The organism is Microbacterium sp. zg-B185 (assembly GCF_030246885.1).
Classification (GTDB): domain Bacteria; phylum Actinomycetota; class Actinomycetes; order Actinomycetales; family Microbacteriaceae; genus Microbacterium.
On sequence record NZ_CP126739.1, the window covers coordinates 3,197,754 to 3,223,814 of the forward strand.

Annotated in this window: 24 protein-coding genes; 12 read left to right on the forward strand and 12 right to left on the reverse strand. The window is 70.5% G+C overall.

Going from position 1 to position 26,061, the window contains the following annotated elements; translation table 11 throughout:
- From QNO12_RS15215 to QNO12_RS15225, 3 genes are read left to right on the forward strand one after another with little or no spacing between them, the layout of a single operon-like run.
- A complete protein-coding gene (locus QNO12_RS15215; RefSeq protein ID WP_257501315.1) occupies positions 1 to 969 on the forward strand; it encodes an electron transfer flavoprotein subunit alpha/FixB family protein in 969 nt (322 codons plus the stop codon).
- 5 nt (positions 970 to 974) lie between these two features.
- The gene (locus QNO12_RS15220) at positions 975 to 2,822 is read left to right on the forward strand and encodes a cytochrome b/b6 domain-containing protein (protein WP_257501314.1); all 1,848 of its coding nucleotides are present in this window, start codon (positions 975 to 977) and stop codon (positions 2,820 to 2,822) included.
- A 10-nt stretch (positions 2,823 to 2,832) separates the two neighbouring features.
- Positions 2,833 to 3,690 (forward strand): MBL fold metallo-hydrolase, encoded by an 858-nt coding sequence (locus QNO12_RS15225; RefSeq protein WP_257501313.1) that lies wholly within the window; start codon positions 2,833 to 2,835, stop codon positions 3,688 to 3,690.
- A gap of 172 nt (positions 3,691 to 3,862) precedes the next feature.
- Here QNO12_RS15225 and cofE read toward each other — a convergent pair whose 3' ends face one another.
- On the reverse strand, positions 3,863 to 4,630 hold the full coding sequence (cofE, locus tag QNO12_RS15230) for a coenzyme F420-0:L-glutamate ligase (protein WP_257501312.1): 768 nt from the start codon (positions 4,628 to 4,630) through the stop codon (positions 3,863 to 3,865).
- Between the two features lie 30 nt (positions 4,631 to 4,660).
- Complete coding sequence (locus QNO12_RS15235) at positions 4,661 to 5,167, reverse strand: GNAT family N-acetyltransferase (RefSeq protein ID WP_257501311.1); 507 nt, start codon at positions 5,165 to 5,167, stop codon at positions 4,661 to 4,663.
- 152 nt (positions 5,168 to 5,319) lie between these two features.
- Between QNO12_RS15235 and QNO12_RS15240 the strand changes: the two genes are divergently transcribed.
- Together QNO12_RS15240 and QNO12_RS15245 are read left to right on the forward strand one after the other, a co-directional pair.
- Positions 5,320 to 5,880: an acyl-CoA thioesterase gene (locus QNO12_RS15240; protein WP_257501310.1), complete on the forward strand. Its 561-nt coding sequence runs from the start codon at positions 5,320 to 5,322 to the stop codon at positions 5,878 to 5,880.
- Between the two features lie 17 nt (positions 5,881 to 5,897).
- Positions 5,898 to 7,232, forward strand: coding sequence for a hypothetical protein (locus QNO12_RS15245; RefSeq protein ID WP_257501309.1), 1,335 nt, complete (start codon positions 5,898 to 5,900; stop codon positions 7,230 to 7,232).
- 5 nt (positions 7,233 to 7,237) lie between these two features.
- Here QNO12_RS15245 and QNO12_RS15250 read toward each other — a convergent pair whose 3' ends face one another.
- From QNO12_RS15250 to QNO12_RS15260, 3 genes are read right to left on the reverse strand one after another with little or no spacing between them, the layout of a single operon-like run.
- Complete coding sequence (locus QNO12_RS15250; protein WP_257501308.1) at positions 7,238 to 7,756, reverse strand: hypothetical protein; 519 nt, start codon at positions 7,754 to 7,756, stop codon at positions 7,238 to 7,240.
- Positions 7,753 to 8,298 (reverse strand): hypothetical protein, encoded by a 546-nt coding sequence (locus QNO12_RS15255; protein ID WP_257501307.1) that lies wholly within the window; start codon positions 8,296 to 8,298, stop codon positions 7,753 to 7,755. The genes QNO12_RS15250 and QNO12_RS15255 overlap by 4 nt, the downstream gene beginning before the upstream one ends.
- The gene (locus QNO12_RS15260) at positions 8,295 to 8,942 is read right to left on the reverse strand and encodes a hypothetical protein (protein ID WP_257501306.1); all 648 of its coding nucleotides are present in this window, start codon (positions 8,940 to 8,942) and stop codon (positions 8,295 to 8,297) included. Before QNO12_RS15260 ends, QNO12_RS15255 begins: the two co-directional genes overlap by 4 nt.
- Before the next feature lie 136 nt (positions 8,943 to 9,078).
- Here QNO12_RS15260 and QNO12_RS15265 point away from each other — a divergent pair, with 136 nt between their 5' ends.
- Positions 9,079 to 9,627, forward strand: a complete 549-nt coding sequence (locus tag QNO12_RS15265) for a hypothetical protein (protein WP_257501305.1) — start codon at positions 9,079 to 9,081, stop codon at positions 9,625 to 9,627.
- Between the two features lie 78 nt (positions 9,628 to 9,705).
- Here QNO12_RS15265 and QNO12_RS15270 read toward each other — a convergent pair whose 3' ends face one another.
- Positions 9,706 to 10,614 (reverse strand): LysR family transcriptional regulator, encoded by a 909-nt coding sequence (locus QNO12_RS15270; protein WP_257501304.1) that lies wholly within the window; start codon positions 10,612 to 10,614, stop codon positions 9,706 to 9,708.
- A 97-nt stretch (positions 10,615 to 10,711) separates the two neighbouring features.
- Between QNO12_RS15270 and QNO12_RS15275 the strand changes: the two genes are divergently transcribed.
- Positions 10,712 to 14,521 (forward strand): proline dehydrogenase family protein, encoded by a 3,810-nt coding sequence (locus QNO12_RS15275; RefSeq protein WP_257501303.1) that lies wholly within the window; start codon positions 10,712 to 10,714, stop codon positions 14,519 to 14,521.
- 108 nt (positions 14,522 to 14,629) lie between these two features.
- Here QNO12_RS15275 and QNO12_RS15280 read toward each other — a convergent pair whose 3' ends face one another.
- Positions 14,630 to 15,421, reverse strand: coding sequence for a hypothetical protein (locus QNO12_RS15280; protein WP_257501302.1), 792 nt, complete (start codon positions 15,419 to 15,421; stop codon positions 14,630 to 14,632).
- A 296-nt stretch (positions 15,422 to 15,717) separates the two neighbouring features.
- Between QNO12_RS15280 and ddaH the strand changes: the two genes are divergently transcribed.
- The 4 genes from ddaH to QNO12_RS15300 all read left to right on the forward strand — a co-directional run bounded on the left by ddaH (position 15,718) and on the right by QNO12_RS15300 (position 20,174).
- Positions 15,718 to 16,611 (forward strand): dimethylargininase, encoded by an 894-nt coding sequence (gene ddaH, locus QNO12_RS15285; protein WP_257501301.1) that lies wholly within the window; start codon positions 15,718 to 15,720, stop codon positions 16,609 to 16,611.
- On the forward strand, positions 16,608 to 17,831 hold the full coding sequence (gene rocD, locus QNO12_RS15290) for an ornithine--oxo-acid transaminase (protein WP_257501300.1): 1,224 nt from the start codon (positions 16,608 to 16,610) through the stop codon (positions 17,829 to 17,831). Before ddaH ends, rocD begins: the two co-directional genes overlap by 4 nt.
- A gap of 47 nt (positions 17,832 to 17,878) precedes the next feature.
- Positions 17,879 to 18,676 carry an IclR family transcriptional regulator gene (locus QNO12_RS15295; RefSeq protein WP_257501299.1) on the forward strand — a complete coding sequence of 266 codons (798 nt, stop codon included), beginning with the start codon at positions 17,879 to 17,881 and terminating at the stop codon, positions 18,674 to 18,676.
- Between the two features lie 67 nt (positions 18,677 to 18,743).
- The gene (locus tag QNO12_RS15300; RefSeq protein ID WP_257501469.1) at positions 18,744 to 20,174 is read left to right on the forward strand and encodes an aldehyde dehydrogenase; all 1,431 of its coding nucleotides are present in this window, start codon (positions 18,744 to 18,746) and stop codon (positions 20,172 to 20,174) included.
- A 58-nt stretch (positions 20,175 to 20,232) separates the two neighbouring features.
- Here the strand turns inward: QNO12_RS15300 and QNO12_RS15305 are convergent, their stop codons facing one another.
- From QNO12_RS15305 to QNO12_RS15325, 5 genes are all read right to left on the reverse strand, one after another.
- A complete protein-coding gene (locus tag QNO12_RS15305; protein WP_257501298.1) occupies positions 20,233 to 21,210 on the reverse strand; it encodes an aldo/keto reductase in 978 nt (325 codons plus the stop codon).
- A 65-nt stretch (positions 21,211 to 21,275) separates the two neighbouring features.
- Positions 21,276 to 22,130, reverse strand: a complete 855-nt coding sequence (locus QNO12_RS15310; RefSeq protein ID WP_257501297.1) for an ABC transporter ATP-binding protein — start codon at positions 22,128 to 22,130, stop codon at positions 21,276 to 21,278.
- The gene (locus tag QNO12_RS15315) at positions 22,120 to 22,896 is read right to left on the reverse strand and encodes an ABC transporter permease (protein ID WP_257501296.1); all 777 of its coding nucleotides are present in this window, start codon (positions 22,894 to 22,896) and stop codon (positions 22,120 to 22,122) included. The genes QNO12_RS15310 and QNO12_RS15315 overlap by 11 nt, the downstream gene beginning before the upstream one ends.
- Positions 22,893 to 23,720: an ABC transporter permease gene (locus QNO12_RS15320; RefSeq protein ID WP_257501295.1), complete on the reverse strand. Its 828-nt coding sequence runs from the start codon at positions 23,718 to 23,720 to the stop codon at positions 22,893 to 22,895. The genes QNO12_RS15315 and QNO12_RS15320 overlap by 4 nt, the downstream gene beginning before the upstream one ends.
- Positions 23,717 to 24,715 carry an ABC transporter substrate-binding protein gene (locus QNO12_RS15325; RefSeq protein WP_257501294.1) on the reverse strand — a complete coding sequence of 333 codons (999 nt, stop codon included), beginning with the start codon at positions 24,713 to 24,715 and terminating at the stop codon, positions 23,717 to 23,719. The genes QNO12_RS15320 and QNO12_RS15325 overlap by 4 nt, the downstream gene beginning before the upstream one ends.
- Positions 24,716 to 24,922: 207 nt before the next feature.
- Here QNO12_RS15325 and QNO12_RS15330 point away from each other — a divergent pair, with 207 nt between their 5' ends.
- A complete protein-coding gene (locus tag QNO12_RS15330; protein ID WP_257501293.1) occupies positions 24,923 to 26,050 on the forward strand; it encodes an NDMA-dependent alcohol dehydrogenase in 1,128 nt (375 codons plus the stop codon).
- Positions 26,051 to 26,061 lie beyond the last annotated feature (11 nt).

Consider the following 26,061-nt stretch of genomic DNA (forward strand, 5'->3'; position numbering starts at 1 on the left):
ATGACTTTTGCGGACGACTCGGTTCTGGTGCTGCTGGATGTGACCCCCGGCGGCGAGCTGGCCAAGTCCGCCGCGGGCCTGCTCGGCGCTGCGGCCGGGGTGGGCACGCCGGTGGCGCTGCTGGTCTCGGATGCGGCGGGGGTGGCGGATGCCGCGGCTGCGCTGGGCGCGGCGCAGGTGCTGGTCGCTTCCCCGGGCGAGGGTCTGACCGTGCCGGTGGTGGATGCTCTGACCGCCGCGGCGGATCTGGTCCGCCCGGACGCGATCCTGATCTCCAACTCGGTCGAGGGCCGCGATGTCGCCGGTCGGTATGCGGCGCGGACCCGGTCGGGGCTGTGCGTGGACGCGGTCGGGGTGTCCCGGGATGCCGAGGGCGTGGTCGCGCATCACTCGGTGTACGGGGGCGCGTTCGAGGTCGATTCGGCGGTGACCTGGGGTGCGCCGGTGATCACGATCCGGCAGGGCGCGGTCGAGGCGCGCGCGGAGGCGGTGACCTCTCCGGAGGTGGAGATGCTGGAGGTGACGGCATCCGGTCGTCGGGCTGCGACGGTGGAGTCCGTGGACGAGGCGGTCGTGGAGTCCTCGCGTCCGGAGCTGCGTGGCGCCGGGAAGGTGGTCTCGGGCGGGCGCGGGCTGGGCTCGCAGGAGAAGTTCGTCCTGGTCGAGCAGCTCGCCGACGTGCTGGGTGCCGCGGTCGGCGCCTCGCGGGCCGCGGTCGATGCCGGGTATGTGCCGCAGTCGTTCCAGGTGGGGCAGACCGGGGTGTCGGTCTCGCCGCAGCTGTACGTCGCCCTGGGCATCTCCGGTGCGATCCAGCACAAGGCCGGCATGCAGACCGCCAAGACGATCGTCGCGATCAACAAGGACGGGGATGCCCCGATCTTCGAGATCGCCGACTTCGGTGTCGTGGGTGATCTGTTCACCGTGGTGCCGCAGCTGATCGCCGCACTCGAGGCCCGGAAGGCGTAGACCCGATGGCGACCTACCCGCAGACCCGGCGCCGTGGACTGCCCCGGCGTCCCGGCGGCGAACCGTGGCCCCCCGCCGGCGAGGCCGCGCCGGAGCCGGAGCCGATTGCTCCGCAGGCGGAAGCGGCGGGTTCGACGGGATCGGAGCCGCTGAAGGTGACTGCGGAGCCGGCTGTGGGCGCGGCGACGGTTGCTCCGCAGGCGGAAGCGGCGGGTTCGACGGGATCGGAGCCGCTGAAGGTGACTGCGGAGCCGGGTGTGGGCGCGGCGACGATTGCTCCGCAGGCGGAAGCGGCGGGCGCTGCGCGGACGATCCGCCGCGGACTGCCGCGCGTGCCCGGCGGCGAGCCGTGGCCACCGGCGGGACGTGTGCCGGTCGGTGCGGCGGGCGCCGCATCCGTCGCCGACACGGCCGCGGCCGGTCCCGCAACGACGGCGACCGCCGTGCAACCGCAGGAGTCCGACAGCGCGATGACCTCGTCGATTCCGGATGCCGCGGCCGCAGCATCCGGATCGGCTGCCGTTTCCGCGCCCGCTGCCGCCGTTCCCGCGCCCGCTGTGGCTGCGGTTCCGGCATCCGACGGCGCCGACAGCTCTGATCGCCCGCTGCGCCGCGGCCTGCCCCGCGTGCCCGGCGGGGAGGCGTGGCCACCGGCGGGCTTCGCGCCCGCCGCGGCTCCGGCCGCCGCCGCTCCCGCCACCACGACTCCGGCGCACGACGAGGAGCTCCGCGGCGCGGCGAGCCCGGGGTCGGCATCCGACGAAGCGGCCCGGCTGCCTGACCAGGCGCCGTCCCCGGACGACGTGACCGCGGCCGTGGCAACGCTGCCCCCGCAGACCACCGATCTGTCCGTGCCGCTGCCGTTCACGCGGACCGTATGGGCGGGCACCGGGGGCCGCGCGAAGCCGGCGTCCGCGACCGAGCCGAAGCGGATCGGTCCGTTCACCCGGCTGCAGTGGGCCGGCGCCGTCATCGTCGGCGGCGGTGGGCTGCTGATCGCGGCGGGCATGGCGGTCGCCGCAGTGCGGTGGCTGCTCAGCCTGGAGCCGCTGCAGGAGTTCCTGACCACCTACCCGGGCGATTACCACCTGCCCGAGGGGGCCCCGGTGGGGTTCCCGGCGTGGCTGGGCTGGCAGCACTTCTTCAACGTGTTCCTGATCGTGCTGATCATCCGCTCCGGGCTGCGGGTGCGCTCGGAGAAGCGGCCGAGCGTGTTCTGGTCGCCGCGGTGGAACAGCAAACGCAAGATCAGCCTGACGCTGTGGTTCCACCAGGCGCTGGATATCCTCTGGGTGCTCAACGGCGTGATCTTCGTGGTCCTGCTGTTCGTCTCCGGTCAGTGGATGCGGATCGTGCCCACCTCGTGGGAGGTGTTCCCGAACGCGCTCAGCGCCGCGCTGCAGTACGTGTCGCTGGACTGGCCGACCGAGAACGGCTGGGTCAACTACAACAGCCTGCAGCAACTGGCCTACTTCACCACCGTCTTCATCGCCGCCCCCCTCGCGGTGATCACCGGGGTGCGGATGAGCGGCATCTGGCCGAGCAAAGCGAAGACCCTGAACCGGATCTACCCCGTCGAGTGGGCCCGTGCGGTGCACTTCCCGGTGATGCTGTACTTCGTCGCCTTCATCATCGTGCACGTCGCCCTCGTCTTCGCCACCGGGGCGCTGCGCAACCTGAACCACATGTACGCCGCGCAGGGCTCGGCCGACGGGCTCGCCTACGCCGACAACTGGGCCGGGTTCTGGATCTTCGCCGCGTCCATGGTGGTCATCGCGGCCGCCTGGGTCGCAGCCCGCCCGCTCGTCCTGGCACCCATCGCCCGCCTCTTCGGAAAGGTCAGCGGGCGTTAGCCCGACACGTATGACGAACCAGAATCACGAGCCCGCGAACGGCGGGGCAGCCGCCGGCCTGGACGAAGCGGAACGCTGGAGCGCGCTGACCACCCGGATCCTCGCGCCCAACGCCGGCCTGATGACCCTCGACGGCACGAACACGTTCGTCATCCGCGCGGAGGACGCCGGCTCCGCCGTGGTCGTTGATCCCGGCCCCGATACGGCGGCGCACCTGGATCGCCTCGAAGCATTCGGGCCGATCTCGCTCGTGCTGCTCACCCACCACCACTTCGACCACATCGAGGGGGCCGCGGAGTTCGCCGAGCGCACCGGCGCGGTCGTGCGCGCCCTCGACCCCGCCCTGTGCATCGACGCCCCGGCGCTGTACGACGGCGAGGTGATGGAGGCGGCCGGCACGCGCATCGTCGTGGTGGCGACCCCGGGGCACACCGCGGACTCGGTGTGCTTCCTGCTGCCCGACGACATCGTGGCGGGCACCGACGGGACGGGCGGCACGCTGCTGACCGGGGACACCATCCTCGGCCGCGGCACCACGATCCTCGCGCGTCCGGACGGCTCGCTCCGCGACTACCTGGGCTCTCTCGCCCGGCTGCGGGACCTGGCGGGCGTGGACCTGGTGCTGCCCGGTCACGGCCCCGCCCTGCCCAGCCTCCCGGCCGTCGTCGACTCCTACCTCGAGCACCGCCGCGAGCGCCTCGCGCAGGTGTCGGCGGCGCTGCGGACGCTCGACTTGCAGCCCAGTTCGGATCCCGAGGTGGTCACCCGGGTGACGGACTTCGTCTACCCGCACACGCATCCCGGTGTGCGCTTCGCGGCGGAGGCGTCGACCTACGCGCAGCTCGCGTTCCTCGAGACCGAGCGCTGATCGCGCTGTGATCGAACGCTGACCGAGCGCTGATCGAGCGGCTCATCGGGGTTCCCCCGTCGCGTTCTGCGGGGGCCGCCGGCGTGTCGTGACAGGCGAGCAGCAGTGAAAGCCGCGACAGGCGAGCAGCAGTGAAACCGCGACGGGCGCAGGGGCCCAGGGCGACCAGCGGTTACGCGTCGGTCTGGCCGGATGCCGCGCCCGCGGCGAATCCGTCGGCGTACGCCTCATCGGCACCACGCCAGAACATGTCGCGCTCCGGATCGCGCACGATCGCGCGCGCCCCGGGCAGGTCGAGCGGCCCGACGAGGTCCGCGCGACCACGGATCACGGCCACCGGCAACCGGGCCGCCTTGCCCTTCACCAGATCGGCCGCGGCGGCCAGCTCGTCGGCCACGCACGGCAGGGTCACCACGAGCGGCCTGCCCTCGGCATCCGTCTGTCCGCGCATGTCCTCGAACACCTCCACGCCGGCGGCGCCGATCGCGCTGTCGGTCTGGCCGTCGCGCCACGCACGCCCGAGGGTGTCGGAGATGATCACTCCGACCCGGATCCGCAGCCGCTGCCGCAGTCGCGCGGCCAGAGCCCGTGCCGACCCGTCCGGATCCGCGGGAAGCAGCAGCACCGTTCCGTCCGGGGTGTTCGAGGCGTCCACGCCGGCCGCGGCCGACACGATGCCGAGCTTGTTCTCGACGATCCGCGTGGTGTGGCCGGTGGCCGAGGTGCGGGTCGCGACGACGCGCACCGTCTCGGCGGTGATGGCGTCCTCGCGGTCGTCGGCGGCGACGATGCGTCCCTCCGCCTTGGAGACGATCTTGGAGGTCACGACGAGGATGTCGCCGTCCTGGAGAGACGAGCCCGCGGCATCCAGGATGACCTCGAACAGGTTCGTGTGCGGAACGATCTCGGGGATGCCCTCGAGAGCCCAGATCTGCAGCAACTCAGTAATCGGAACGTCGGCGCCGGCGCGTCAGCGGACGAACCGAACCTCGGTCAGCGTCTCACCGAGGAACGGCTCCGTGTGGGTGGCGCCGTCGAGGGTGAAGCCGTTGCGCTGGTAGAAGCGGTGGGCGCGCGGGTTGTCCTCGGCGACCCACAGGTAGACCGACTCGGTCTTCTCCACGGCCGCGTCGAACAGCTGCTGGCCGATGCCGGTGCCGTGGTAAGCGTCGAGCAGGTAGATGAAGTACAGCTCGCGCAGGCGCGGGGCATCCCGGTCACGCGCGGGGCCGGAGCCGACGAAACCGACGATCTCGCCGCCCACCAGCGCCGCGCTCATGCGGAAGTCCGGGCCCTGTGCGGCCCAGTGCGTCCACAGCTCGGCCAGGCGTCGAGGCGATACCTGCTCCAGCGCTGCCTTGCTGATCAGGTGGTCGTAGGTCTCGTGCCAGCAGGTTGCGTGGACGCGTCCGAGCGCTTCAGCGTCGACGTCCCGCACCGGACGGACAACGATGTCGGTCTGCAGTTCGGCTCCCATGGCCAGACTCTACGCGCGCGCGGCGCGGAGAAGAAATCCACCGATTCGGGTGTTCGCGGGGCCCTTCGGGAGGAGGGGATGCCGCGGCCCGGGCTGTCGGTCGACCACAACACAATCGCTGCGCGGGCCGCCGATGGCTACGATCGCATCTCGTGAACGTGATCTGGCGAACCCTCCTGACGATCTGGCGCGCCAAGCTGCAGCTGCGCCGCAAGGGGACGCTCGAGCCCACCGCGATCGGGCGGGTGAGGGTGCGCACGCTGCCGACGGACCTCGACCTGCTCGGCCATATGAACAACGGCCGGTACGCGTCGCTCTTCGACCTGGGCCGCTTCGATCTGCTCATCCGCACCGGCATCTGGGACGTCTTCAAGGAGCGCGGCTGGTACGCGGTCGTCGCCAACGAGACGATCACGTTCCGCAAGTCGCTTCAGCTGTGGCAGCGGTTCACCGTGGAATCCCGGCTGCTTGGCCACGATGACAAGTCGGCCTACCTGATGCACCGAGCGGTGGTGGACGGGGAGGTGTACGCGGAGATGATCGTGCGAGCGAGGTTCCTGCGGCGCTCCGGCGGGCTGGTCCCCCACGAGGAGCTGTTCGGGGCGCTGCACCGACCGGACAATCTGCCGGAGCTCGCCCCGTGGGTGACGCAATGGGCTGCCGCATCCGCGTTGCCCTCGACCCGGGTGCCCGCACCGAGCCTCTGGAAGTGACCCGATAGCGTGGACGGATGATCGCCGTCCTGCGCGTCTCCGGGCTCCTCCTGTGGAGGCACTGGCCGGCGCTGCTGGCGCTGTACCTCGCCGGAACGCTCGGCCGATACGTCGCCATCGAGGTCGCGGGCTTCGTCGGCGCGTACAGCGCGGTCGCCGGCGCACTGCTGTTCCCGCTGGCGATCCTGTCGCGCCTGGTCGCACTGGTGGCGATGCTGCTGGTGCTCCGAGACGGAATGGCCCAGCTCGGGGTGATCGCCCCGATCCCGGCGGGCCGGTCAGAGCGGCGCCGTGCGTTCATCGACGCCCTGCTGGCCGGCATCCTTCCGTTCGTCGCCTTCTATGCGGCGTGGGGCTACCTGCGAGAGGATGCCGCGGCGTACTTCAGCCGCCTCCTCGAGATCAACGCCGGTCTGATCGCCGATGAGATCTTCGGCGATGCGCAGCGCGCGGGCGACGCAGCGGTGGGCGAGCTGAGCTTCGGCCCCGTCACGATCGCGATCATCGTGGCCGCGTTCACCGGGCGGTGGCTGTGGAAGCGCTATCGGGGACGGGTGCCGAAGGCGTTCGCCGCGGTGGCCGTCTATCTCGAGGTGCTCTGGGTCTATCTGTCGGTGACGCTCATCGCGGACGCCCTGAACACGGTCGTCGCATGGGCGCAGAAGCGCCAGGCCATGGTCTGGCTCGCCGATGTCCGCGAGTGGGTCGGCGGCCAGCTCGCGCCGGTCGCGTGGACGTGGGATGCCGCGGAATGGTTCCTCAGCGAGCTCGGCGGCATCGTGCTGCTTCCGATCGCGTGGCTGGCGATCGCCGGTGTCATCTACGGGCAGGCGGTCGCCCCGCAGACGCTGCAGCTGGGAGTCCCCGTCGTGGTCCGTGCCCGCGCGCGCTTCGACACACTTCCCTCGCGGCTGCGTGCCCGGCTGCGGGACCTGTGGGCGGACCTGCTCTCGCGCTTCCAGCCCATCGGTCGGGCACTGCTGCTGATGTGGCGCGCAGGCCCCGTGCTGGTCGGGTCGTACGTCTTGCTGTTCACCGTCCTGCTGTTCCTCGACGCCGCGCTCGAGCTGGGCATCACCCGGGTGATCGGTCCGCAGGAACTCGGTGGATTCTGGATGGTCAATGCTCCGCTGATCTTCCTGTTCGTCCCGCTCGTGATCGAGCCGCTCCGGGTGGTGCTGGTGGCCAGCGCGTACGACGCGGTGATCGGCAGGCTCGTCTCGGTTCCGGTCGCGCCGCCGGCCGAGGAACCGGCTCGACCGGCCGCAATGGCACCGGTTCCACCGGCCGCGTCGCCGGAAGCTCCGCAGCCGCTCGTGGGGGAGCCCACCGAGGAGCACGCGCCGCGCTGAACGCGTCAGGGCTCGATGACGAGACGGACGAACTGCGGGATCGCGGCCGCGGACGCCAGCTCGATGAAGAACGGTCCGGCCGCGTCCTCCGGCACCAGGTAGTCCAGCGTGAGCGAATAGCGGATCGAAAGATCGGAGTCGCAGAACGTCAGGCGGTCCGGGTCGTACCCGCGATCCAGTCCGGCGGATGCTTCGTTCCACTGCCTGCCCGCGCCACCGGCTTCGCGCAGTTGCGGACTCAGGCAGCTGATCGGCTCCGTGCCGGGGGAGACCAGCACCGTCGCGCTGACCAGACGGGTCCCTTCCGGGGCGGCCGGATCGTCCGCGAACCGCGCCCGCGCCGGACCGATGGCTGCGCCCGCGTAATCCACCGCACCGCCCGGCTCCACGGTGATCGGCTTCGTGGCATGGCCGAGATCCCAGTCGGACCACTCATTGAGGGCGACCACCCCCGCGGTGACGGGGAGCAGCACCGCGACCAGTCCCAGCGAGACGGCGTTGCGTCGCCACCAGCCGACGGTCACCGGCTGCTCCAGCCGACCGGCGCGAGCTCGGCCCGCTCCTCGACGGGGATGCCGGCCAGATCCACCTCGAGCACGATGAGCGAGTCCAGGCGCGGATCCGTGCTGACCCCGAAGGTCAGCACCGCCAACCCGCCGGTGACATCCTCGGGCAGCTCGAACGCGACGCTGCCGGAGCGTGAGGCAGCGACTGACAGCGGGTGCCCCAGAAGCGATTCGGGCCGCTCGCTGGCCCGGAAGGTGCGGCCGCCGAGGTCCAACGTCGCCAGAGCGAGGGAGTTCCCGGCCTCGGAGACCACGGCGGCGGCATCCAGATCCACCACGACCCAGTTGCCGGCCGCGCTCCACTCGTCGGTGCGGGCCGTCTCGGCCCGACGGACATCGACGACGGTCACGGCGATGTCCCGCCCGATGCCGGTCTCACCGACCTCGACCATCACGGGGAACGGCTGTTCCGGCGCCGCCTCGGAGGGAGTGATCACCGCGATCCCCCAGGCGGCGGCGATCAGGGCGGCGCCGGCGGGCCACGCCAGCCATGCCCTCACCCTCCGGCTCCGATGTCGTCCAGGATCACCGTCATCGTCGCGGCCGGTACCGGGTCGGTCCACCATTGTCCGTTCGCGACGAACGATCCGGTGTGCAGTGTCATGTCGGACAGGGTGATCCCCACCGGCTGTCCGTCCGTGAACCGCCCTGCAGTGACCGCCCACGCCAGAACGAGCTGGGCGGGAACCCCGGGCTGCAGCCACGGCGCCACCGTCCCGTCGTCGTAGCGGGCGATCGAATCGGGAGGGGTGTCGGCGAGACCCTCCAGCCGCAGCGACTCCGTCAGACTGCTCGTGGAATGCACCGCGATCGGCCGGGTCCAGGTGTTCTCGACATCGACCACGACGGCCAGGACGCGTTCCCCGTCTTCGACGTAGACGCCGGCCTCGGTCAGCTCGTCCACCAGGACGACCCGTTCGATCGTGAGAGCGAACTGATCGTTCCGATGCTCCTGCCCCGGCTCGATCGTGACCGGTGCGGGCTCGGCGGCGGTGGCCAGCCCGCCGAACGCCGCGGTGGCCACGAGGAACAGGCCGGTCGCGATCCCCGTCAACCAGCTGGTGGGAAGACGATCGGATGCCGCGCGGAGCCAATCCAGCCGCCGCCGCGGCGGCGCCGCCGAGTCTTCGCCCTCCGTGGTCACCTCTTCACCCTATGTGCGCGCGTTAGCTCACCCCATGCTCCCGCGCAAGGCGTTGTGACGCGTTGCCGCGGTGCGCTTGCCTGTCCCATGGAATCGCCCGACCCCGGGGCGGTCCGCAACGCGAAGGAGTGAACTCGTGGATACCTCGACACTCATCTGGATCATCGTCGGCATCGTCGTGGTCGTGGCGGTGGTCATCATCATTGCGGTGGTGCTCTCGCGCCGGAACTCGGCGAAGCGGCTCGAAGCGCAGCACGAGAAGGCCCAGGGTCTGCGCGAGGATGCCCGCAAGACCGAGACGGCAGCCCGGGAGCGCGAGGCGCAGGCGGCGCAGGCGCGGGCGGACACCGCGAGTGCTGCCGCCGAGGCGGAGCAGGCCAAGGCACGCGCCGCTCAGGCCAGCGTCGAGGCCGACCGCGCCGCGGCGACCATCGACGACCACGCGTCCGACGCCGCGAAGCTGCGCGCGGAGCAGGCCGAGAAGCTGCGCGAAGCCGACAAGATCGATCCGGCGGTCACCACCGCCGGGTCGCGACGCACCGCAGATGACCGCCGCGCCGTCCAGGGCCACGAAGAGCCGGTGTTCGACGACGGCACCGCCGCCCGCGACCGCCGGGATGTCGTCCGCGACCAGGACGGCGACATCCGCACCGACGACCGTCCGTCCGCTCCGGGGCGCGCCTGATCAGAGGCCCCCGTCGCCGGCGCGCCAGAGCTCCCGCGCCGATTCGTCCGGCGTCGCAGCCGGCGCCCGCGGCCAGGCTCACCGCGGCGGGCGGCTCACCGTGCCGGAGCGGGCGGCGAACGCGTCGTGCAGGGCGCTGCGCACCGCACGGATCCCGCTGCGCGACGCCGACGACTGCCGCGCAGCAGTGAAGATCTCGCGCGCAGGATTCCCCGGCAGATCCAGCAACCGGACCGGGGGATCCAGATCGGCCCAGACCAGGTCGGGCAGCACGCCCACCGCGCGGCCGGCGGCGATCAGGCGCACCTGCGCGGTGAGGTCGGCGACCTCGAAGCGGACATCCGGCTCGAAACCGGCGGCCCGGCACTGCTGGAGCGCCCAGTACCGGGCGGCGGTCCCGGCCGGCTCCATCACCCACGCGCGGTCGCGCAGCTCGGCCACCCCGCCGGCGGGATCCTCGCGCGGCACGGCGAGGCGGATGGGATCGCTGCCCAGGCTCTCGCGTTCCAACCCGCCACGGTGCGCGCGCGTGTGCCCCGGATACTGCTCTGCGATCACCAGATCGAAACCGCGAGCGGACAGCTCGAACAGTCCCTCTTCGGGGGGCACTTCGGCGATCTCCACGCGCAACCGCGGCTCGCGATCGGCGAGCAGGGTCAGCGCGCCGGGCAGGATCGCCTGGGCCGCGGTCTGCAGCACCGCGACACGCACGGGGGCGATGCCGGCCTGCAGCGACTCCAGCTCGCCGCGGATCTGCTCCTCCAGTTCCAGCGCCCGCGCCGCGTGCGCGGCGAGGGCGACGCCGTGCTCGGTGAGGCGCACGCGTCTGCCGTCCGGAATCAGCAGGGGAACCCCCGCGTCGCGCTCGAGCTGCGCGAGCTGCTGCGAAATCGTCGAGGGACTGTAGGACAGCGCCTCCGCGACCGCCGCCAGGGTGCCGCGGAGCGCGAGCTCGTGCAGCAGCCGCAGCCGGCGCAGTTCGAACACGGCGATCCTCGCTCAGGAAAAACAGTCGATGAGACTGATTGGTATCGATCATAGATGGTCACTTTTCGTGAACGATCGGATGCCGCATGCTTGACTCATGCACTCGACACCCGTGCCGCCCACCGCGCCCGCCGATACGCTCGCGGACCGGGCCATCGAGCTCGCCCGCCGGTGGGTCGCCGAGAGCGCTCAGGCCGACGTCGACCCCGCCGCCGCGCGGCTGGCGGGCGTGCTGAAAGACCCGAGCGGCCTGACGTTCACGATCGGCTTCGTGGACGGAGTGATGCGCCCCGAGAGCCTCGTCGCTGCGGCATCCAATCTGAGCCGCGTCGCCCCGCTGGTGCCGAAGTTCCTGCCCTGGTACCTGCGCCGCGCCGTGCAGGTCGGCGGTGTCGTCGCGCCGGTGCTGCCTGCACCGGTCGTTCCGCTGGCGCGCCGGGCCCTGCGCGAGATGGTCGGGCACCTCGTCGTCGACGCGCGCCCCGACAAGCTCGGTCCGGCGATCGCGCGCATCCGCGAGAGCGGGGCCAGGCTCAACCTGAACCTCCTGGGCGAGGCCGTTTTGGGCGAGCAGGAGGCGCTTCGGCGGCTGGAGGGCATCCACGAGCTGATCAGGCGGCCGGACGTGGACTACGTCTCGGTCAAAGTCTCGGCGATCGCCAGTCACATCTCGATGTGGGCGTTCGACGAACTCGTCGACGAAGTGGTCGAACGGCTGAAGCCGCTTTACCTGACCGCGGCCTCGCCGGACGCCGCGGACGGGCCGACGTTCATCAACCTCGACATGGAGGAGTACCGCGATCTGGATCTGACCATCGCGGTGTTCACCCGCATCCTCGAGGATCCGAGGCTGCGCGGGCTCGAGGCGGGCATCGTCCTGCAGGCGTACCTGCCGGATGCCCTCCCCGCGCTCGAGCAGCTCACGGCATGGGCGCGGATGCGGGTGGAATCTGGTGGCGCGCGCATCAAGATCCGGCTCGTCAAAGGCGCGAACCTCGCCGTGGAGCGAGTGGATGCCGTGCTCCACGACTGGCCGCAGGCCACCTTCGACAGCAAGCTGGACTCCGACGCCAACTACCTGCGGTGCCTGGATGTCGCGCTGCGCCCGGAGCACACCGCGGCCGTGCGGATCGGGGTCGCCGGACACAATCTGTTCGACATCGCCTACGCGTGGCTGCTGGCCGGGCAGCGCGGAGTCCGGGACGAGATCGACGTCGAGATGCTGCTGGGCATGGCCCAGGGTCAGGTCCAGGCGGTCGCCCGCGAGGTCGGGCAGGTGCTGCTGTACGTGCCGGTCGTCCGCCCCGACGAGTTCGACGTCGCGATCAGCTACCTCGTCCGCCGGCTCGAAGAGAACGCGTCCAGCGAGAACTTCCTCTCCGCGGCCTTCGAGCTGGCCGAGGACCCGGCGCTGTTCGACCGCGAACGCGATCGGTTCGTGGCCTCCATCGCCCGCTCAGCGGATCCCTCATTGCGCACCGGACCGAACCGCAGCCAGGATCGGACCCGACCGCCCGCCGATCACCCAGGCGCGGGCGCGACCGAGCGCCTCGTGCGAGGCCCGGCTGGTCAAGGAACGGGGACCGATGGCACCTCGAGCGACCGCAACGACGGCGCAGGTGAGGAAGGTCCCGCGCGTTTGACGCAGGCCGTGCTCGGCATCGGCCGGCCCGGCTCGGGCGACGGCGACACGGTGCCGATCGAGCCCTCGGCCGCGGCCAGCCTCTTCGGTGGCGCCGCCTTCGTCGAGACTGCGGTGTATGCCTCGCGGGAGGCTGACGGCCGCGCGGCCGGCGCCCCCGGTTTCCGCAACGCGGCGGACTCCGACCCGTCGCTGGCGGCCAACCGGGAGTGGAGCCGCGGCATCCTGGACCGGATCCGGATCTCGCGCAGCGGGGCGGCCGCGGATCCGGAGGCGATGCCCGGAAGCGCGACCATCGCGGCGGCGCGGATCACCGACTCCGACGCGCTCGAGAACACCGTCGCGCGCGTGCGCCAGGCCGCCGAGGCGTGGGGCGCTCAGCCGGCGAGCGAGCGGGCCGCAGTGCTGGAGGCGGCGGCCCGGTCCCTTGAGGCGCGCCGCGGTGAGCTGATCGAGGTCGCTGCTTCCGAGACGGGCAAGGTCTTCGCCGAAGCGGACGTCGAGGTCAGTGAAGCGGTCGACTTCGCCGCGTACTACGCCGCGACGGCGCGAGAGCTGGACCGCGTCAGCGGGGCGGTGTTCGTGCCCTCCCGCCTGACCGTGGTCACGCCGCCGTGGAACTTCCCGATCGCGATCCCCGCCGGTGGGGTGCTCGCAGCGCTCGCCGCCGGCTCCGGGGTCGTGTTCAAACCCGCGCCGCAGGCTCGCCGCTGCGCGGCCGTGGTCGCCGAGGCACTGTGGGATGCCGGGGTGCCTCGCGATGTCCTGGCCCTCGTCGACATCGACGAGGGCGCACTGGGGGAGCGGCTGGTGTCCCATCCGCACGTCGACCGCGTGATCCTCACCGGATCCTGGGAGACGGCGGCCCTGTTCCGCTCCTGGCGCACCGACCTGCCGCTGCTGGCCGAGACCAGCGGCAAGAACGCGATGATCGTGATGCCCTCCGCCGACCTCGACCTGGCGGCGGCGGACCTCGTCAAGAGCGCGTTCGGCCACGCCGGACAGAAGTGCTCCGCGGCGTCCCTGGCGATCCTCGTCGGTCCGGTCGGCCGCTCCAAGCGCTTCGCACGTCAACTCGTGGATGCCGCGACCTCGCTGCGCATCGGACCCCCCAGCGACCCGATGGCCGAGGTGGGACCGGTCATCGAGCCCCCGCAAGGCAAGCTGGCGTGGGCGCTGACCACCCTCGAGGAGGGCGAGCACTGGCTCGTCGAGCCACGCCCGCTGGATGAGGGAGGGGAGTTCGCCGGGCGCCTTTGGAGTCCCGGCATCCGCACCGGCGTGCAGCCGGGATCTCGGTTCCATCGCGAGGAGTTCTTCGGCCCGGTCCTGGGCGTGATGCATGCCCACTCGCTGGCGCACGCGATCCGGCTGCAGAACGCGGTGGCCTACGGTCTCACCGCGGGCCTGTACACGCAGAACCCCGACGATCTGGCCGCCTGGCTGAGCGAGGTTGAAGCGGGCAACCTCTACGTCAACCGGGGGATCACCGGCGCGATCGTGCAGCGCCAGCCGTTCGGCGGCTGGAAGCGCTCCTCGGTCGGCGCCGGCGCCAAGGCGGGTGGACCCAACTACCTCATCGGCCTGGGCTCCTGGCGCCCGTCGGGAGGCGCTGCGACCTCGGCGACGCTGCACCTGCGCGGGCTGGATTCGCGGATCACCACCGTGATCGAGGCGGCCCAGCCGTCGCTGGACTACGAGTCGTTCGAGTGGCTGCGCCGCGGCGCGCTCTCGGACGCGCTGGCCTGGGACCGCGAGTTCGGTCAGGTCCGCGACGTCTCGCATCTGGGCGTGGAGCGGAACCTGTTCCGCTATCGCCCGCTGCCGGTCGCCGTCCGGGCGACGGCGGATGCGTCGTGGCAGGCACTGCTGCGGGTCGTCGTGGCCGGGCTTCGCGCCGGTTCCGAGTTCACGCTGAGTGCTCCGGTCGGGCTGCCGGCCGCAGTGCGCCGGTCCCTCAGCGACCAGGGCGCGGCGGTCTTCGTCGAGACCGAGGAGCAGTGGCTGGAGCGGATGGTGGCCGAGGATGAGGCGTCCGGTCCCCGTCCGCCCCGTGCGCGCCTGGTCGGACCCGCGCCGTCGGCCTCGGCGTTGCATCGCGCGTTGGCCGACGCCGTGTCAGGCGACCCCGACCTGGCGATCTACTCGAACGAGGTGACCACCTCGGGCAGGCTCGAGTTGCTGCCGTTCCTGCACGAGCAGTCCATCACTATCACCGCGCACCGCTTCGGAAACCCCGACGCCTGGTCGGAACAGGTGATCTGACCGACCGCCTGCGCGACGGATTCCCGAGGAGAAAGAAGTTATCTTTCTAGCCGTCAGCGCGATGTGCCACCACGATGGTCTGTGGGGGGACGGACGTACTGCCGGATTTCAGGTCTCGACGGTGCGTCCTTCTGCTGGGGGATCTGCGACCCCGGCCACCGGCGTCCGCGCCGGCTGGCCGGGGGCCGCGTTCCCCTCCGAGGCGGCGACCGTGAACCCCTCCACGAGCCCCAGGATCGCGAGGCCGAACAGGGTCCACCGTCCGCTCGGGACCTCCGCGTCCTGCGGGATGTCGTAGCGCGGGTGGCCCAGTCCCTCGGCGGATCGGATGGCGAAGCCCTCACCCAGCGCCGCCATCGCCTCGGTGAAGTCGGTGATGGTCAGCGGCGAGCGCATCCGGCGCCCGTACCGCTCCAGGAGAGCGGCGTAGAAGTCGGCGAACGCTGCCACCGACCCGAGGTGCCGCTCCGCGCTGGCCACCCGCAGCTCGGGCCACGCCCCCGCCGCAGTGCGCAGCGCGAGCGCGGTGATGAACGCGTGCGAGTCGCGGGACTCCGGTTCGAGATGGAACTTGGAGGCATAGGTGACGTGGTCCTGTGCCGCCGCGCGCACGACCTCGTGCATCGAGCCGTCCGCGGCCAGCACGTCCTGGATCGCGCCCACTGCGCTGGCCACCGGCGGGGCGAACCGGAGCCCGACCATCTCCACCGCCAGATCGCGGTGGAACTCCGTCTGGTCCGCCCAGATCCGGTAGGCCGCTCCGGTCGTCAGACCGACCGAGCGGAGGACCTCCTGCAGCCGGATGTGCTGGACGCCCGCGGTCACGCCGCGCTCCAGCAGCATCTGGATGGCGGCCTCGAGGATCAGGCGTCGAGTCTCGTCAGCGGTGCGGCGCGGCATGCTCCCAGCCTGGCAGGCGCGCAGCAGGCCGCGCGTCACCGACGCACGAGACAGATTCCCCGGCGGCTTCTTCCGGCCGAGCGCAGCGCGAACGCCGCAGAACAGGTGAGGACGGATGCCGCGGCCGACGCGGGCGATTCGTCGTCTGCACCGGGGATCCCGACTGCCCGCATGCGAGAATGGGTGGCGGCGTGCCTGAGTCGTACCCTTCCACCCCACGCACCTGAGCGAAGGCAGCGGGCCGAAGGGCCGCCGGGCCCCTGGACAGCGTCCGCCGCCCCTGCCTGAGGAGCAGAATGTCCACGCAGAACACGGCGCCGGCAGCCGAAGCGCTGAGCGCCTCCGCCCGCACGCAGCATCATCGCCGCTACCTGATGTGCCGTCCGGAGCACTTCACGGTCAGCTACACGATCAACCCTTGGATGGTGCCGGCGAACCCCACGGACACGGCCGTCGCCGTGCGCCAATGGCAGACGCTGTATGACACCTACCTCGCGCTCGGACACGAGGTCGAGCTCATCGACCCGATCGAGGGGCTGCCCGACATGGTCTACACCGCCAACGGCGGGTTCGTGATCGACGGTGTGGCGTACGGGCCGAAGTTCCGCTTCCGGGAGCGCGCCGGCGAGGCGGGGCCGTTCATCGACTGGTTCCGCGCGCACGGGTTCGACACTCGCGTGCCCACGGAGGTCAACGAGGGCGAGGGGGACTTCCTGCTGGTCGGGGACACGATCCTCGCCGGCACCGGCTTCCGCTCCACCGGCGACAGCCACCGCGAGGTCGGCGAGGTGTTCGGCCGCGAGGTCGTCTCGCTCAGCCTCACCGATCCCCGCTTCTACCACCTGGACACAGCGCTCACCGTGCTCGACCCCGTAGAAGGCGTGGACAACGGCGGGCCGGAACGGGCAAACATCGCCTACCTGCCGGCCGCGTTCGACGCGCGCAGCCAGGCGATCCTGGCCGACCGCTACCCGGAGGCCGTCCACGTCTCGGACGAGGACGGCTCGGTGTTCGGTCTCAACTCCGCCAGCGACGGGCGCAACGTCCTCATCTCGCCCCGCGCGAAGGGCTTCGAACGACAGCTGCGCGAGCGCGGCTACCATCCGGTGCTGATCGATCTGTCCGAACTCCTGCTCGGCGGCGGCGGCATCAAATGCTGCACGCTGGAGCTTCGCGGAGCGGCGTCATGACCGTCCCGATGGTCCTGGACGCCGCCACCTCTGCCGTCATCGCGGCCGAGGCCGCGCACGTGGCACACAACTATCACCCGCTGCCGGTCGTCATCGCGCGCGGTGAGGGAGCGTGGGTGACCGATGTCGAGGGCAAGCGCTACCTCGACCTGCTGTCGGCCTACTCCGCGCTGAACTTCGGGCACCGGCATCCGGCGATCCTCGCCGCCGCCCAGGAGCAGCTGGCCCGCCTGACGCTCACCAGCCGCGCGTACCACAACGACCAGCTCGGCGTCTTCGGCGCGGCACTGGCCGGGCTGTGCGGCAAGGACCTCGTCCTGCCGATGAACACCGGCGCGGAGGCCGTGGAGACCGGCATCAAGGTCGCGCGAGCCTGGGGCTACCGCGTGAAGGGGATCGCCCGCGACCGGGCGACGGTCGTGGTCGCAGGCGGGAACTTCCACGGCCGCACCACCACCATCGTCGGCTTCAGCGACGACCCACAGGCGCGCGATGACTTCGGCCCGTACGCGCCGGGGTTCCGCACCGTGCCGTTCGGGGATGCCGCGGCGCTGGAGGCGGCGATCGACGAGAACACCGCGGCGGTGCTGCTCGAGCCGATCCAGGGCGAGGCCGGTGTCATCCTCCCGCCGGAGGGCTACCTGCGCGCCGTGCGCGAGATCACCGAGCGGCACAACGTGCTGTTCATCGCCGATGAGATCCAGTCCGGACTGGGCCGAGTGGGCGAGACGTTCGCATGCGACCGCGAAGGCGTCGTGCCGGACATGTACCTGCTGGGCAAAGCGCTGGGCGGTGGCATTCTGCCGCTGTCGGCGGTCGTGGCGAACAGCGACGTCCTCGGGGTGATTCGCCCCGGTGAGCACGGCTCCACGTTCGGCGGCAACCCGCTGGCCGCGGCGGTCGGCACCCGCGTCGTCGAGATGCTGACCACCGGCGAGTTCCAGCGCCGGGCGGCCGCCCTCGGCGAGCACCTCGAGGCCAAACTCGCCGAGCTCATCGGCGCGGGGGTCACCGCGGTGCGGGTGGTCGGGCTGTGGGCCGGCATCGACATCGATCCGGCAAGCGGCACCGGCCGCGAGATCGCGGAGCGACTGATCGGCCGAGGGGTTCTGGTCAAGGACACGCACGGTCAGACCATCCGCATCGCACCGCCGCTCGTGGTGCGAGCTACCGAGCTGGACTGGGCCGTCGAGCAGCTGCGCCTGGTCCTGGCCAGTTGAGCCGCCCCGCGGCACGGGCGGCGCGCGCGGCGGTCGATAATGAGACGGTGGCGTTGGAGCAGCAGGCGGAGCAGGACGAGGGCGGCCCGCCGCGCTCGGTGATCGATCGGGCGTTCGCGATTCTGGGCACGTTCCAGGGCGGACGCATCCGCCAGTCCCTGTCGGACATCAGCCGGAGGACGGGTCTGCCCATCGCGACCTGCTACCGGATCGTCCAGCGCCTCACCGACTGGGGCGCGCTGGAGCGGGACGGTGAGAGCAAGTACCGCGTCGGCCTCCGCCTGTGGGAGGTGGCCTCACTTGCTCCGCGCGCGGTCGGTCTGCAACGGCTGGCGAGACCGTACATCCAGGACCTCTACGAGACCACAGGCTACGCATCGCACCTCGCGATCCGGGAGGGTCTCGAGCTGGTCTCCATCGAACGCTTCCAGAGCCCTCGTCGTCCCACCCGACGGCCGCTCGTCGGGGGACGCTATCCGATGCACGCGACGGCCATCGGCCAGGTCCTGCTGGCACATGCTCCGGAGGACGTGCGCGAGCAGGTGCTCTCCGGCGAGCTGGAGCCGTACACGTCGCGCACCTACACGGATCGCGCCGCGCTCGAGCGGGCACTCGCCGACATCGCGCGGGCCGGCTATGCGGTCAGCGACCGGCAGATCGACAACGTGCACATCGGTGTGGCGGCTCCGGTGCGCGGCGCGGACGGAACCGTGATCGCGGCCGTCTCGCTCGCCCTGACCGAGAAGGATGTCGACGGCAAGAACATGATCCACCTCGTGCGCCTCACCGCTGCGTCCATCTCGCGGGCACTGGAGGCGGCCGGCTTCGACGGGTCGAGCGGCTGAGCTCCGGCATCCGAGAAATATACCTATGGGTATAGCCATGAATGCTAGGCTCTCGCCCATGACGTCAATGGCGGTGTCGCGGGATCGAATCTTTGCCGGGGGCGAGTGGATCAGCCCGTCCACGAGCGCACAAGTGGTCGTGGAAAGTCCGGTGGACTACACCGAAGTCGGCCGTGCGCCGGACGGCTCGGCCGAGGACGTGGATCGCGCGGTCCGCGCAGCCCGCGAGGCGTTCGACCACGGGCCCTGGCCGCACCTGAGCTCCGCGGAACGCGCCGACTGGATCGATCGCCTCGCCGACGAGCTGGAGCGGCGCGGGGCGGACACCTCCGCGCTCATCACCGCTGAGATCGGGCAGCCCGTGGCGCTGTCACGTCCGTGGGGCGGCATCCGTCCGGTCAGTCACCTGCGCTACTACGCGAAGGTCGCGCGCGAGGCGGACGCCGAAGAGATCCGCGCGAACGTGAGTCGGCCCGGCACATCCATCGTCCGCCGCGAGCCGCTCGGCGTCGCCGCGCTCATCGTCCCCTGGAACCACCCCCAGGCCTCCACCACGCTCAAGCTCGCACCGGCGCTGGCCGCAGGGTGCACGGTCGTCATCAAGCCGGCCGCCGAGACGCCGCTGGACATCTTCAACCTCGCCGATGCCAGCCTCGCCATCGGAATGCCGCCCGGCGTGATCAACATCGTCCCCGGAGGCCGCGAGACCGGCCAGGCGCTGGTCGCGCACCCCGGCGTGGACAAGGTGGCCTTCACCGGTTCATCCGAGGCCGGCCGTCACATCGCCTCGGTCGCGGGGCGCCGGCTCGTGCCGGTCACGCTCGAGCTGGGCGGCAAATCCGCCGCCATCGTGCTCGAATCGGCCGATCTGGATGCGACCTTCCAGAGCCTGCGCAACGCCGCGTTCGACAACACGGGGCAGACGTGTGCCCTCATGGCGCGCGTGCTCGCGCCGCGCAGCCTCTATGACACAGTCCGGGACCGACTGGTGGATCTGGCCCGCGACCTCCGCGTCGGCGACCCGCTGGATGAGTCCACCGAGCTCGGGCCGCTGGTCTCACGCCGCATCTACGACCGCGTCACGGGCATGGTGGACGCTGCGCGGGCAGCGGGAGCCACCATCCTGGCCGGCGACACCGCACTGCCCGAGCAGGGCTACTACGTGGCGCCGACGATCGTCACCGGCGCCGCCTCGGACAGCCAGATCGCGCAGGAGGAGGTCTTCGGACCGGTGATCACCCTGCTGCCCTACGAGGATGTCGATGACGCGGTCCGAATCGCCAACGACTCGCGGTACGGACTGGCCGGCGCGGTCTACGGCGACCCGGATGCGGTGCTGGACGTGGCGCGGCGGGTGCGCACCGGATCGATCGGACTGAACGGCTACCGCCCCGACCTGAACCAGCCGTACGGCGGCTACAAGGACTCCGGTCTCGGGCGCGAGTTCGGCGCCGAGGCGGTCGGCAACTTCCAGGAGATCAAGTCCATCTGGCGCTGACCGGACGAACCGTCGGCGGTGCAGCCTCCGGGGGCTGATCAAGCGCGGACGGAGCTGCTCAGAAGCCTTCGGGCCGGCGAGGCCGATAGGGCGCCTCGAGCCGGGCCACCTCGTCGGCGGTGAGCTCGATCTCCAGCGCGCCGATCGCATCGTGCAGGTGCCCGAGCTTCGTGGCGCCGATGATCGGCGCCGAGACCGCGGGCTTGGTGAAGTGCCACGCCAGGGCGATCTGCGCCCGGGACGCGCCGCGCTCCACCGCGATCTCGCCGACCGCCTCCGCGATCGCACGGTCGGACTCCTCGTCCTGCAGGTACAGTCGCGCGCCCGTCGCATCCAGGTCCAGGCGCGGGCTGTGGGCGCCGTAGTCGCGCGTGAGCCGGCCGCGCGCGAGCGGACTCCACGGGATCACTCCCACGCCCTGATCGAGGCAGAACGGGTGCATCTCCCGCTCCTCCTCGCGCATGAGCAGGTTGTACTGGTCCTGCATGGACACGAACCGGGTCCAGCCGTGCACGTCGGCGGTGTACTGCATCTTCGCGAATTGCCAGGCGTGCATCGACGACGCGCCGATGGCGCGGACCTTGCCCGAGACGACGAGCTCGTGCAGCGCCTCCATCGTCTCCTCGATCGGAGTGCGGTGGTCGAGACGGTGGATCTGGTACAGGTCGATGTAGTCGGTGCGCAGCCGCCGCAGCGACCCCTCCACCTGCGTCCGGATCGCACTGCGGGAAAGCCCCGCGTCGTCCGGCCCCGGGCCCATCGGCATCCCCAGCTTGGTCGCGATGATCACGCGATCGCGCGAGGTGAACTCCCGCAGCAGCTGCCCGGTGATATCCTCGCTCGATCCCAGCGAGTAGACGTTCGCCGTATCGAAGACGGTGATGCCGGCTTCGACGGCGTCGCGGAAGAACGGCCGGGAATCCTCCAGGCCCAGTGACCAGCCGTGCGCTCCCTGTCCCGGTTCGCCGTAGCTCATGCAGCCGAGGATGACGCGGGAGATGGGCAGTTCGCTCGCGCCGAGCGTCGTGTACTTCATGGCGAGGAGGAGTTCCGTTCGGCTTCAGGGTTCGGGTCGGCAGGTCGGGTGACGCGGCGCCGGCTTCAGGCGCCGGGCGATGCCCTGAGCGTGCGGATGCCCTCGGTGTCGCCGGTGTAGGTCTTGGCGAGCTGGATCTGCTCGTAAACGTGATGGCGCAATTCCACGAAGCGGGGGTCCGAGCGCGTCTCCAGCTGGTCGCGCTCCAGCGGCAGGTCGACGGTGAGATCCTCCAGGATGACCGTCGGCGAGGACGAGAGCATGATGACGCGCTCGCCGAGATAGACGGACTCGTCGATGTCGTGGGTGACGAACAGCACCGTCAGGCCGAGCTTCTTCCACACCGAGCGGATCAGGTCCTCCAGATCGGCGCGGGTCTGCGCGTCGACCGCGGCGAACGGCTCGTCCATGAGGAGCACCTCGGGCCGGTATGCCACGGCCCGCGCGATCGCGACGCGCTGCTGCATCCCGCCGGACAGCTGCCACGGGTAGGACTTCGGCACGTGCGAGAGCCCGACCGCCTCCAGGGCTTCGCGCACGCGCTCCTGACGCTCCGCCTTCGGCACGCCGGCTGCCTTCAACGGCAGCTCCACGTTCTCGGCCACGCGCATCCACGGGTACAGCGACCGCCCGTACTCCTGGAACACGAGTGCCATGTTCCGCGGCGGGCCGTCGACGATCTTGCCGTCCAGCGTGACGGTTCCCGCCGTCGGCGCCATGAGCCCCGAGATGCACTTCAGCAGCGTCGTCTTGCCCGACCCGGAGGGCCCCACCAGGCAGACGAACTCCCCCTTGCGCAGATCGAAGGTCAGGTCGCGCACGGCTTCGACCGCGCCGCCCTGCGTCGGATAGATCTTCTGCAGGCCGCGGACGGACAGCAGCGCCTCACCCGTCACGGGCGTCGGTGATTCACGACTCACGGGATTCCACCTCTCGTTGTCCGTAGTACCAGGCCAGCACCCGGCGGTCGATCACGCGGAACAGCACGGCGATCAGGATGCCGATCAGTCCGATGATCACGATGCCCGCCCACATGGGGCCCATCTGGAAGGTCTGCTTGAACAGCATGATGCGATACCCCAGGCCATCCAGGGCGGCATACATCTCCGAGACGACCATCAGGATGATCGCGATCGGCAGGGCCAGCCGGATGCCGGTCATGATGCGCGGCGTCGCCGCAGGCAGCACGAAATAGCGCAGCCGCGACCAGCCGTGCATCCCGTACGTGCGCGTCGTGTCCGCCAGGACCGCATCCACGGACCGGACGCCGTCGATCGTGTTCAGCAGGATCGGCCAGAGGCATCCCAGGAAGATCAGGAAGATCTTCGAACGGTCGTCGATGCCGAGGATGAGCAGCAGCACCGGCAGCAGGACCGGGGGCGGCACGGCGCGGATGAACTCGAAGATCGGGCCGGTGAGCTTGCGCGCGAACCGGTTGGACCCGATCAGCAGTCCCAGCAGGATGCCGACCACGATGGCACCGCAGAGACCCACGGCGAGGCGGTAGATCGAGGGCAGCACTTCTTCGACCAGCAGGGGTCCCGCCCACACGGTGAACAGATCGCTGACCAGCTGTCCGGGCTTGGGCACGAACGGGTTGGTCTCGTTCAGCGTGGCCAGCCACCACACCAGCACGATGGCGATCGGCAGGGCGAGGGCGGCCGAGACGGCCTTCAGCATCCTCATGCCACCACCTCGGAACGCATCGACGGGTGCCATGCGAGCACCGCGTTCTCGAGGGTGCGCAGCAGCAGATTGATCACGAGGCCGAGCACGCCGGCCAGCAGCGCGAGCGCGTACACGACGGTGACGTTGCCGGCGGACTGGTAGGTGGCGATCATCTGGCCGATGCCGGGCGCACCGACGACGATCTCGATCGTGATCGCGACCACCAGTGCGATGGTGCCGGACAGGCGCACACCCGTCATCAGGTACGGCAGCACGGTGGGCCACACGACGTAGCGCGCGCGATCGAGAGGCCCGAGGCCGTAGCTGCGCGCAGTCGCCTCGGCCACGGGATCCACGTCGGTGACACCGGCGATCACATGGATCAGGATCACCCAGAAGCACGCCCAGACGACGACGAAGATCGTCGCCGACGGACGCACCCCGAAGATGACGATCGCGATCGGGATGAGCCCCACCGAGGGGATCGGGCGCAGGAACTCGATGGTCGAGTGGGTGTACTCGCGAATCCAGCGGTTGGAGCCGAGGATCACGCCCAGCACCACACCCAGGACGAGGGAGAGCGCGAGCCCCACCGCCCACCCGAACATCGTCATCCCCAGCGCTTCCCAGAACTCGCCCCGCAGCTGCTCTCCGCCGACGACCTGGAAGACCTCGGCGAAGACCTGCGAGAACGGTGGGAGGTAGTCGGGATTGACGATGCTCAGGCGGGACGCGACCTCCCAGACGGCGATGAAGGCGAGCACGCCCGCAGCGCCGAGAACCGGGGTCGACCAGCGGGTCCGGCTGAACGTCAAGCGGGGGCGCTCCTGTACCGCGGTCACGGCTCCCAGATGAGGTTGTCGAAGTCGACCGGCTTCTTGATGTACCCGAGTTCGAGCGACCAGTCCGCGATCGGCTGCAGGTTCTCCACGGTCAGGGGCAGCTTGCCGTAGGACCCGAGGCGGATCCGCGCAGCCAGTGCCGGATCGATCTTCGTGAAGGTTGCGATGCTCTCGCGGAGCTCCTCGTCGTTCTCCAGTGCGTACGTGTTGGCCACGTCGATCGTCTCGGCGACCTTGGCGTAGTACTCGGGGTTCTTCTCGACCTCCGAGCGGATCGCGTACCAGACGCCCGCGACGACGGCGTGGTCCGAGAGCTCCACGAACGGGTTCGCGAGGGTCTTGAAGCCCTTGTCCTCCCGGCCCAGCGTGCCGAACGGCTCGCCGGCGACGAAGGAGTCGATGGCGCCGCTCTCGAGGGCCGCCGGCTGGTCCGGAACGCCCATCTGCACGTACTCGACCTTGGTCGGGTCGCCGCCGTCGGCCTTGATCGCGATGTCGGCGAGGAGCTGCGTGTAACCGCCGGGGGCGTTGACGGCGACCTTCTTGCCCTCGAGGTCCTTGGCCGACTTCAGCGGGCTGTCGGCGACCACCAGGAGGTCGTTGATGCCGTTCTCCGGGTCATCGGGGGTGGCACTGGCCGCGGCGATGACGACCAGGTCGATGCCGTTCTCGACTGCTTGGAAGACACCGGTGGTGCCGCCGTATCCGATCTGGACCTGACCGGACTGCATGGCCTGGATGATCTCGCTCGACGAGCCGGCCGACTGAAGAGTCAGGTCGAAGCCGTTCTCCTCGAAGACGCCGTTCTGCTGGGCCATGTAGACCGGGCCGATGTCGGTGACCGGGATGACGCCGGCGACGAGCGGCTGGATCTCGACGGGCGCGTCGGCGGCCGCCGTCTCGGTGGGTGCCGGCGCTGCCGAACTGCACGCGGTCAATGCGACCGCCGCGATCAGTCCGATTGCGCCGAGCAGGGGTCGGGTGAATTTTGCCATGACTGCCTCCGTTGCCAGTTTCACTTGGATCGTGACATATGGACCGACCGTTGTCCAGCAATTCACGCCACAATGCGTACCGGCGTACGCTATGCGGTACAAATGCCTTGCCTTTCCGGCGACGGCATACATAGGCTTACCCGCGCACCGCCGGTCGTTCTGCTCGCCAGAGCGCTGTGGCCGGCACGCCGTTTCGAAGGAGAGACCATGCCTACCAAGACTCGAGCCGCGATCATCCGCGAGCAGCCCGGCCCGTTCGAGGTGGTCGATGTCGAGCTCGATGATCCGCGCCAGGGAGAGATCCTGGTCAAGATGGTCGTCAGCGGCCTCTGCCACTCCGACTATCACCTGGTCACCGGTGACAGCACCGCCGGCACGCTGCCGATGGTGGGCGGGCACGAGGGGACCGGCATCGTCCAGGAGGTCGGTCCGAACACACCCGGCTGGGAAGTGGGCGACAAGGTGGTGTTCTCGTTCATCGCCAGCTGCGGCAAATGCCGCTGGTGCAACGAGGGCATGACCAACCTCTGCGATCTCGGCGCGTTCCTGATGCGCGGCAGCCGCTTCACCGACATCGACAGCTACCGCGTGTCGCTGCCGGACGGCACACCGGTCAGCCAGATGTGCGGACTCGGCACGTTCGCCGGCCACACCGTCGTGGATGTCAACTCCGCGGTGAAGCTGCCCGCCGACGCGCCGCTGGAGAAGCTCTGGCTTCTGGGCTGCGGCGTCGGCACGGGCTGGGGATCGGCGGTCTACTCCGCAGAGACGCGCCCCGGCGACGCGATCATCATCATGGGTGTCGGCGGTGTCGGAATCAACGCCGTCCAGGGCGCGAAGCACGCCGGAGCCACCGCGATCATCGCCGTCGACCCGGTCGAGTTCAAGCGGCAGAAGGCGCTCGAAGTGGGCGCGACGCACGCGTTCGCCACCATCGCTGAGGCGACCGAGTTCGTCAAGAGCATCACCAACGGGCAGGGCGCCGACCGCGCGATCGTCACTGTGGGCGTCGTGTCCGGCCAGGACGTCGCGGACGCGTTCTACGCGATCCGCAAGGCCGGAACGGTCGTCGTGACCGGGATCGCTCCGGCCTCGGAGACCAGCATCCCCGTGCCGGTGCTGGATATCACCCGCTACCAGAAGCGCATCCAGGGGGCCATCTACGGCTCCAGCAACCCGAGGGCGGACATCCCGCGCCAGTACGCCATGTATCAGGCCGGCCAGCTCAAGCTGGACGAGCTCATCTCGGGCTTCTACTCCCTCGACGACGTCGAGCAGGGCTATGTCGACCTTCTCGAGGGTCGCAACATCCGCGGCGGCATCCGTCACGACTGACCGCCGCGGCA

Bases quoted from the DNA above. Each gene is read 5' to 3' on its own strand.
- QNO12_RS15215 (WP_257501315.1), top strand. From the start codon at position 1: ATGACTTTTGCGGACGACTCGGTTCTGGTGCTGCTGGATGTGACCCCC.
- QNO12_RS15220 (WP_257501314.1), top strand. From the start codon at position 975: ATGGCGACCTACCCGCAGACCCGGCGCCGTGGACTGCCCCGGCGTCCC.
- QNO12_RS15225 (WP_257501313.1), top strand. From the start codon at position 2,833: ATGACGAACCAGAATCACGAGCCCGCGAACGGCGGGGCAGCCGCCGGC.
- QNO12_RS15235 (WP_257501311.1), bottom strand. From the start codon at position 5,167: ATGGGAGCCGAACTGCAGACCGACATCGTTGTCCGTCCGGTGCGGGAC.
- QNO12_RS15245 (WP_257501309.1), top strand. From the start codon at position 5,898: ATGATCGCCGTCCTGCGCGTCTCCGGGCTCCTCCTGTGGAGGCACTGG.
- QNO12_RS15275 (WP_257501303.1), top strand. From the start codon at position 10,712: ATGCACTCGACACCCGTGCCGCCCACCGCGCCCGCCGATACGCTCGCG.
- QNO12_RS15280 (WP_257501302.1), bottom strand. From the start codon at position 15,421: ATGCCGCGCCGCACCGCTGACGAGACTCGACGCCTGATCCTCGAGGCC.
- ddaH (WP_257501301.1), top strand. From the start codon at position 15,718: ATGTCCACGCAGAACACGGCGCCGGCAGCCGAAGCGCTGAGCGCCTCC.
- rocD (WP_257501300.1), top strand. From the start codon at position 16,608: ATGACCGTCCCGATGGTCCTGGACGCCGCCACCTCTGCCGTCATCGCG.
- QNO12_RS15300 (WP_257501469.1), top strand. From the start codon at position 18,744: ATGGCGGTGTCGCGGGATCGAATCTTTGCCGGGGGCGAGTGGATCAGC.
- QNO12_RS15305 (WP_257501298.1), bottom strand. From the start codon at position 21,210: ATGAAGTACACGACGCTCGGCGCGAGCGAACTGCCCATCTCCCGCGTC.
- QNO12_RS15315 (WP_257501296.1), bottom strand. From the start codon at position 22,896: ATGAGGATGCTGAAGGCCGTCTCGGCCGCCCTCGCCCTGCCGATCGCC.
- QNO12_RS15325 (WP_257501294.1), bottom strand. From the start codon at position 24,715: ATGGCAAAATTCACCCGACCCCTGCTCGGCGCAATCGGACTGATCGCG.
- QNO12_RS15330 (WP_257501293.1), top strand. From the start codon at position 24,923: ATGCCTACCAAGACTCGAGCCGCGATCATCCGCGAGCAGCCCGGCCCG.